Here is a 7,226-nt window from a genome sequence, read left to right as displayed (position 1 = left end):
GGACCGAGACTTCTTCATATTCCGACTGGTCAAACTCTACGCCTAAAAATTTAACACTTCTAACTGCCAAATTTAACATATGCACCGCCATTTCGGCTTGACCCCTAATTATTGCTTTCAGGCTAATCAAAATGGAGACATATCCTTATAAGTGGAACAATGTGTCCATTAGCCGGATTTATAATGCGTAACTGTACAAACAGCAGAATAAAATCTTAAATAATACAAAAACACCCAACTTTACATTCTTGGGTGTAAAACTGGGTGTTTGCTTTGCAATTTGCTGATTTTCAGCGTTTATTGCGGAGAGAGAGGGATTCGAACCCCCGGAGGTGTGACCCTCAACGGTTTTCAAGACCGCCGCAATCGACCACTCTGCCATCTCTCCTTGATGTTTGCAGGTGCAAAGGTAGATATTTTTATTGAATCTTGCAAATGTTTTGACACTTTTGTTGAAAAAAATTTCGCTCTGTTACTTTTTTCTTATATATCTTTCTGATTTTTAATCTATCTTTTGTAATTTTGTATAATGAAGTTACGAAAAAGGTCTAATTTACTGGAAATGAGCGTAGGTTAATTGCTCTTGATAGTAATAGGTTACGATTTAGTTAGTTATCTACTGCATTATCCTTCTGCGCATTGCGTAACCTTCAAAGAACTCTTCGTATGCAAAAGTAGCTATTTTATCCTAGATTTTGAAACAAGTTCCCGGATTTTTTATTCCCTCATACATAAGATTTTTCCGTAAAAGCGATTTTATCCGTCGGTACACCATTGCCCAAAACGAGTTTTGAACAAACGTGTGCCGACTACCACATAGCCTGAGAAAAGGGCATTGCCTAACGCCTAAACGATGTTTAGACTGATGATGCAATGCCCCTTTCTTTTGTGGCTATGCCAAGAGGTGCTTTTACGGGTTTTCAGATGATTTTTCTTTTTTCGTTGTCCATTTGTGCCGGAAGCGGAATATATGCAGAGTGCGTCAGCTTGCCCCATGAATGAAGCAAGCGGCCACACACAGCCGGGCAAACCGGGAAGAAAGAATGTTGCCGCCCGGTGGAACAAGTGCCATCGGATCGGAAACATTCATACTTCCTTGTCGGTGGTTTGCCCTTTTCACGCTTCCGATGATTTCCTTTTCTTTTAGTCGTTCCCTCTTTTTACGGATTTCCCCTGAAGTTTTTGTATTCCAATCTGCCTCTGTTTTCGTTTACCTCCATCTTGCGCCTTTCAGTAGAGCCGCATCAGTCAGTCATTTTCGTTCTGGGCGCAAAGGTAATTCCGGGATTTGACGGGAAAGCAAGGTCACGCCTCCTGTTTTCGGCAAAAATCTCCAGCCCTTCGGGTAGTATTTCCGCCGAAAAACCTTGCATTCCCTAATCCCTACCTTTTCAAGCACCCGAAACGAAAACGACCGATGCGACAGAAAGACGCATAAAAAAAATGTCGGATAAACGAGAGGCAGATAAGATAGTTTGAAACTCAACTCCCTCAGCTCTTGAATCCGCATAAAAAACAAAAAAATCAAAAACAGCGAAGATATGACAGCAACGGCAGACTTCAAACAGACAGCGCAATACATCGGGTTGACGATATGCGGCTTGATAATGCGCACCGCCTTCGGGGTGTTCGGCATCCTTTGGGGCATTATCACAGAGATTGTAAACGGAGTGTTCCGAGTGGCGATAGGTGTAATCGTGGCTATCCTTTCCACCATTGCCTTCTTCGGCTTCATCCTTTGGTTACTCACCCTTTAACCCTTACAGATATGGCAAAGAGAAACAGCAAGACGGCAGCGCAGCAGTGCAGATATTACGAGGTGGGTAACATCTTCGAGTATATGGAGGAAACGTACATCAACGGCAATTTCAGCACATTCCGTGAACTCTACCACGAACTGAACAAGGACGCACGGAGGGATTTCATAGACTTCCTACTCAGCGAGGTACAGCCTACCTATTGGAGAGATATACTGAAACAGACAATCTAAAAACGAAAGCAATATGAAAGGAACAGACCATTTCAAGAGAACGATACAGATGTATTTGGAACAGCGTGCGGAAGAAGATGCGCTCTTTGCGAAGAACTACCGCAACCCTGCCAAGAACATAGACGATTGCGTAACCTACATTCTGAACTATGTGCAGAAAAGCGGTTGCAACGGCTTCACGGACGGAGAGATTTTCGGGCAAGCCATCCACTACTATGACGAGAACGAGATAGAGGTGGGCAAGCCGATGAACTGCCAAGTGGTAGTGAACCACGTTGTGGAACTCACGGCAGAGGAAAAGGCGGAGGCACGGCAGAACGCAGTCCGCAGATACCAAGAGGAGGAACTCCGCAAGTTGCAGAACCGCAACAGACCGTCAGCGAAAAAAGAAACCCAATCACAACCCTCATTATTTGATTTAGGCTTATGAAACCGAGAACACGCATCCAGCAGGAAGTCGCACGTCTGAGCAAGCGACTACCGAATTTGACCGAAGCACAGAAGGCATACGCTTTCCGCCATTGCTTCAAGCATTACGCAGTCAAAAGGGCAAACGGCACGAACATCTGCACCGAGTGCGGACATTCGTGGAAGAGCGGACACGACCTTGCGGACACCATTTGCGGATGCACCTGCCCCCGTTGCGGCATGGAGTTGGAAGCGTTGCGCACCCGAAAGAGGGTAATCAGCGATATGGAGTATTTCTCCATTATCACCACCTGCAAGCAGTACCAAGTGATACGCTTCTTTTCCGTCAAGTCCCGATACAAAGTAGGACAGACAGCCAAGTATTCCATCTTTGAGGTGGTACAGAGGTGGATTGCCCCCAACGGAAAGACAACAACCGTTGCCCGATTGCGTGGTATGTCGCTTTTCTACTATGACCAGTGGACGGAATACAGCGACATGGAGGTGCGCAAGAACCAAGAACTCCGGGCATACGACATCGCCCCGATATGCACCTACCCCCGACAGCGTTTTATCCCCGAAGTGAAACGCAACGGCTTCAAAGGTGAATATCACAACATACTGCCTTACGACCTTTTCAAAGCCATTCTAACCGACAGCCGTGCGGAAACGCTTTTGAAGGCAGGGCAATACCCTATGTTGCGCCACTATCTGCGCTACTCATTCAACATCGGGGAGTATTGGGCATCAATAAAAATCTGCATCCGCAACGGCTACACCATTGCAGACGGCTCTATGTGGCGTGATATGATAGAACTCCTGCGACACTTCGGGAAAGACACGAACAGCCCGAAGTATGTCTGCCCCCAAGACCTCAACGCCGAACACGACAAGTGGGTGGAAAAGCGCAACCGCCAAAGGGAACGGCAGCAGTTGAGGGAACGGCAGCAGGAAGCGAAAAAACACGAAAAGGAATACCGCAGGCTCAAAGGCAAGTTCTTTGGCATCGCCTTTACAGACGGTACATTGAGCATCCGTGTATTGGAGAGCGTAGCCGAGTTTGCGGAAGAAGGAACGAAAATGCGCCATTGTGTGTGGTCTAACTCCTACTATCTCAAAAAACACTCCCTTATCCTTTCGGCTACCATAGACGGAGTGCGCATTGAAACGATAGAGGTGTCGTTAAAGACATTCAAGGTGGTGCAGAGCCGTGGAGTGTGCAACCAAAACACCGAGTATCACGACCGCATCATAAACCTTGTGGACAGCAATATGAACCTAATCCGCAAACGGATGAGAAAATCAGCATAGCATAAACCCTAAAACGATATGGATATGGAAGTAAGAATTGAAAGTATGATTTGTGTGTGGGATGATGCAATCCCCACGATGTTCCTTGAATTTGTAAACCTCCTCATTCTCGCAACGAGTGAGGAGGGGTTAAGAAAAGGTGTAAGGGAATTTGCCGAGAAGCACGAACTTGACAAGTTCTTCCATTACGGCTTCGGCTCACACCATTTCTACCTGCACCAACGCTACACGAGCAACCCCGAAATGGTGATGAAGAACAGACTTTTATCAGTACATTTTTAACATCTAAAAGAGCGATGATTATGACAACACGAATGACCATCAACGGAGTAAGCACCTGCACGGAAGCAGGTACGGAGAAATACGAGCGTTTCCAATCGGGTATCGGTAGACGCAGGCGGACACTTGTACAATACGATTACCGCCACACAGACGGAGAATTGTTCGCTTGTGTGAAACCCACATTGGACGAATGTCGGGAAGCAAGGGACAAATGGTTGACCGCAAAACAAGGAAAGGAGGACAGAGTATGAACACAACCTATCAAACACTGATTGTCAAGTTCAAAGAGCCTATCACGGCATTGGACGGCATATTTGACGATGCCGAAGCGTGGGGAACAGACACCCTCAAAGGGTGGATTGACGACTACGAAAGTACACGCTTCACCGCCACCGACAGCCATACGGCAGTCATCACGAGCGAGTATAATATGGAGTGCGTGAAGGAATGGCTACAATGTCAGACACCCATTGCCGAGATGATAGAATTTTGAACGGGTTGGCGGTGTGCGCACCGCCAACACTTAAAACCCTAAGAACAACGGATATGATAGCAAAGACGATATTACAGCAGATAGGCGGAAAACGCTTCGCCACTATGACAGGAAGTCGTGATTTTATAGATATGGGCAACGGCTTACGGATGAGCCTTTCAAGGAACAAGACAAGCGCAAACCGCCTTGACATCATCTATGATGCAGGGGCAGACCTCTACAATATGCGTTTCTACCGCAAGACGTTCAGCAAGAAGACATTCGAATGCAGGACGAAGGACATTGCCGTATACGAGGGTATCTATTTTGATATGCTGGAAGAAATGTTCACGATGGTGACAGGACTTTACACACGCTTTTGAGTGGCGGCGGCGAGAGCCGCCCTACTTTCTTTCAGTGAGCATGATGGCGGACAAAGAAAGTAGCAAAGAAACCTTTGTGCCAATCTGCGATACCATTCACAAAAAACAAGTTTTAATCATGGAAACAATCAGGCAGAACGGAAAAATCATCTTGCACGGCAACGACGGCATAAGCATAAAGATGATTTTCAGAAACCTTACGGGACAGAATTTTCAAGGTAAGGAGTATGCGGACTATATTCGCCACATCGCAATCAATAGCATGGGATTTACGCCCGGCAGCATCGAGCATTGCAGGGACGGTGGCGTGATAGACACAGGAACAATCCCGAATGTATGAAAAGCGGAAACTCCGATGAAGTTGCGGCTTCATCGGAGTTGTAGATTATATAATTACAACACATTCTCTACAAAAGGCATCTTCGTTGATCAAAAGTTGTAAAACCCTCCGAAAATTATTCATTTCATTTTCTTCCGCAAGTTCTTGTTCTATCTTTTTACCAATATGTCCTACTCGAAAATACATATCAATTGCCTTGTCTATACCCGTCAAAATAGTCGGCATATCATATATTTCCAAAGAATCTTCGCCATCTTTTGTCGCAAAATGAATAGGGTAACTTCTTTGTTTTGTATCAATCTTAGCCTCTTTTAGTCCCAATTTCTTATAATACAACATTGCACACTTTTTTATATCTGCATCAAGAGAATCCGGCATTACAATTTTTAAGATACCCTTGTCATATTGGGTACCATCAATTTCCAATCCCGGTGTGTTTTCTGTAAGCCATTCTGCCGCAAGTTTAACAAATCCCTCAAAGTAGGAAATTGCCAACACTGTTGATGGCAAGAGCCCTAGATGCCCGAGGTTGATGCTTTCGTCAATTTGTTTTTTTAATTTAGCTAAACCTTTTTCTAATGAATCTGTAGCGACTTTCTTTCCGTCTGTACCACTTTTCACTTCATACCGAGTGTTCGTTATGCCTAACAAATCGGTAGGTATTTTTGCTTCTTGTTGAGCAATAACAAAAGCTCGATCTAAACCTACACGACCAAGGAAAAGACCATATTCAAATAAGACATTGTCACGTGCTGATTCAAAATGCTTATCTCTGACAATAAGTTCGTCATCAGCAGAAAATACCATAAAACCGAAATCAAATAAACTGGCAGATTTGATCAGCGTTTCCAAAAATGATTCATTGTTCTTAAAGATATTGTCTGTCCAAAGATAACAATCGTAATCCTCCTTGAAAAAGTCCTTGATTCGGTTGGCCACATCAAGACCTTCGCTTGATGAACCGATAAATATTCTTGGTTTCATATATTACCTAAATCTTTATTTATTTTATAAACTTCGTCTTCCAATACTTTTAATGCCGCAAGTTTTTCTGGCTTATCTTTAAAGATATATTCGTCTCCAACCACTGACTTAAGTTCATCTTGTTTGCCATCATTCCATAAATGGAACATAGAATACCACAAGATGTAAACCAATTCCTTGTATTCTTTTTGTGCGTAATCTTGTACTGGTATTGAGTAACAGATAGCATTGATTTCAAAACTTGTAAGTGGAATATCTTTCTCAGAATCTGTACGAACATTTTTAAGGAATCTAATCATTCTTTTCAAACGTCCATTTGTATCTGAACTTCTTTGGTTTATTCTTGATATGCTTAGAAACGGATAATCAGGACCTTCAGAAAATCCAGTGCTTTTATTGTATATTTTTATGCCACGTTTGTTTTCTGGCATTCCGTCCAACACATAATCCAACGATTGAAACCATGATGATGTTACAATATCTACATCCCGATGAAGATTTTGATTGGTAATTTTTACCGCCTTGGGCTTTGATATGTCACATATAGTATATGTACGTGACATAATCTTTTCAATTTGAGTCCGCAAAAATGCCATATCCCGAAAACTATTACCCTCATATTGAGAGAAAGAATTATCAAACTGACATAATCTACCTAGCTGATAACTGTTATATTTCCATGTTTTCGCTAATTCTTCTCTTACCTTAAAAATATCTGTTCCAACAAATTTATCACATAGTACCAGTAAATCTATATCACTAGCTCCCCTTATGTGTGTATCTGTCATAACAGAACCTTGATATTCATACGATACATTCGTAAGTAATTCTTTTAGATGCTGTTTAACAACTTCACCTGCAGCTTTAGACCGTTTTGTATATTCCTCATCAACGGCTTTCATTGCACGCATTACATATCTTGCTACATCTTTATCATATAAAGATTCTCCACTGAACATTCTTTGCTCTACGAGCATTGACGAGTCTGGGTTGTATCGATTATTTATTTTTCTCAGTTTTTGGGAATAATCCATATTTTTCACTTTTTACAAAAAA

Annotated in this window: 11 protein-coding genes and 1 tRNA gene; 9 read left to right on the top strand and 3 right to left on the bottom strand. The window is 43.1% G+C overall.

Going from position 1 to position 7,226, the window contains the following annotated elements; translation table 11 throughout:
• Positions 1 to 303 precede the first annotated feature (303 nt).
• A tRNA-Ser gene (locus QGT73_RS11040) sits at positions 304 to 388 on the bottom strand.
• Positions 389 to 1,541: 1,153 nt separating this feature from the next.
• On the opposite strand from QGT73_RS11040, the gene QGT73_RS11035 reads away from it, so the two are divergent.
• The 9 genes from QGT73_RS11035 (at position 1,542) to QGT73_RS10995 (ending at position 5,186) form a co-directional block, all read left to right on the top strand.
• Positions 1,542 to 1,757: a hypothetical protein gene (locus tag QGT73_RS11035; RefSeq protein WP_010801812.1), complete on the top strand. Its 216-nt coding sequence runs from the start codon at positions 1,542 to 1,544 to the stop codon at positions 1,755 to 1,757.
• 11 nt (positions 1,758 to 1,768) lie between these two features.
• On the top strand, positions 1,769 to 1,990 hold the full coding sequence (locus QGT73_RS11030; protein ID WP_010801811.1) for a hypothetical protein: 222 nt from the start codon (positions 1,769 to 1,771) through the stop codon (positions 1,988 to 1,990).
• A 13-nt stretch (positions 1,991 to 2,003) separates the two neighbouring features.
• Positions 2,004 to 2,420 (top strand): PcfK-like family protein, encoded by a 417-nt coding sequence (locus QGT73_RS11025; RefSeq protein ID WP_010801810.1) that lies wholly within the window; start codon positions 2,004 to 2,006, stop codon positions 2,418 to 2,420.
• On the top strand, positions 2,417 to 3,709 hold the full coding sequence (locus QGT73_RS11020) for a PcfJ domain-containing protein (protein ID WP_010801809.1): 1,293 nt from the start codon (positions 2,417 to 2,419) through the stop codon (positions 3,707 to 3,709). The genes QGT73_RS11025 and QGT73_RS11020 overlap by 4 nt, the downstream gene beginning before the upstream one ends.
• Before the next feature lie 24 nt (positions 3,710 to 3,733).
• Positions 3,734 to 3,991 carry a hypothetical protein gene (locus tag QGT73_RS11015; protein WP_032934929.1) on the top strand — a complete coding sequence of 86 codons (258 nt, stop codon included), beginning with the start codon at positions 3,734 to 3,736 and terminating at the stop codon, positions 3,989 to 3,991.
• Positions 3,992 to 4,011: 20 nt separating this feature from the next.
• A complete protein-coding gene (locus QGT73_RS11010; RefSeq protein ID WP_010801807.1) occupies positions 4,012 to 4,242 on the top strand; it encodes a DUF3873 domain-containing protein in 231 nt (76 codons plus the stop codon).
• On the top strand, positions 4,239 to 4,484 hold the full coding sequence (locus QGT73_RS11005) for a DUF6956 domain-containing protein (RefSeq protein WP_016270933.1): 246 nt from the start codon (positions 4,239 to 4,241) through the stop codon (positions 4,482 to 4,484). Before QGT73_RS11010 ends, QGT73_RS11005 begins: the two co-directional genes overlap by 4 nt.
• 53 nt (positions 4,485 to 4,537) lie before the next feature.
• Entirely contained in the window at positions 4,538 to 4,846 is a 309-nt protein-coding gene (locus tag QGT73_RS11000; protein ID WP_010801805.1) for a hypothetical protein, read from the top strand.
• A gap of 118 nt (positions 4,847 to 4,964) precedes the next feature.
• Positions 4,965 to 5,186, top strand: coding sequence for a DUF7688 family protein (locus QGT73_RS10995; RefSeq protein WP_016274252.1), 222 nt, complete (start codon positions 4,965 to 4,967; stop codon positions 5,184 to 5,186).
• A 45-nt stretch (positions 5,187 to 5,231) separates the two neighbouring features.
• On the opposite strand, the gene cap12 is transcribed toward QGT73_RS10995, so the two are convergent.
• Both cap12 and QGT73_RS10985 read right to left on the bottom strand, forming a co-directional pair.
• A complete protein-coding gene (gene cap12, locus QGT73_RS10990; protein ID WP_010801803.1) occupies positions 5,232 to 6,170 on the bottom strand; it encodes a CBASS system CD-NTase-associated NAD(+) hydrolase Cap12 in 939 nt (312 codons plus the stop codon).
• Positions 6,167 to 7,204, bottom strand: coding sequence for a nucleotidyltransferase-like protein (locus tag QGT73_RS10985; protein ID WP_010801802.1), 1,038 nt, complete (start codon positions 7,202 to 7,204; stop codon positions 6,167 to 6,169). The genes cap12 and QGT73_RS10985 overlap by 4 nt, the downstream gene beginning before the upstream one ends.
• Between the last annotated feature and the right edge of the window lie 22 nt (positions 7,205 to 7,226).

The sequence above is a fragment of the Duncaniella muricolitica genome (assembly GCF_910574735.1).
Lineage (GTDB): Bacteria > Bacteroidota > Bacteroidia > Bacteroidales > Muribaculaceae > Duncaniella > Duncaniella muricolitica.
The sequence above is the reverse complement of the archived record's forward strand: the minus strand, read 5'-3'. Positions and strand labels throughout refer to the sequence as shown.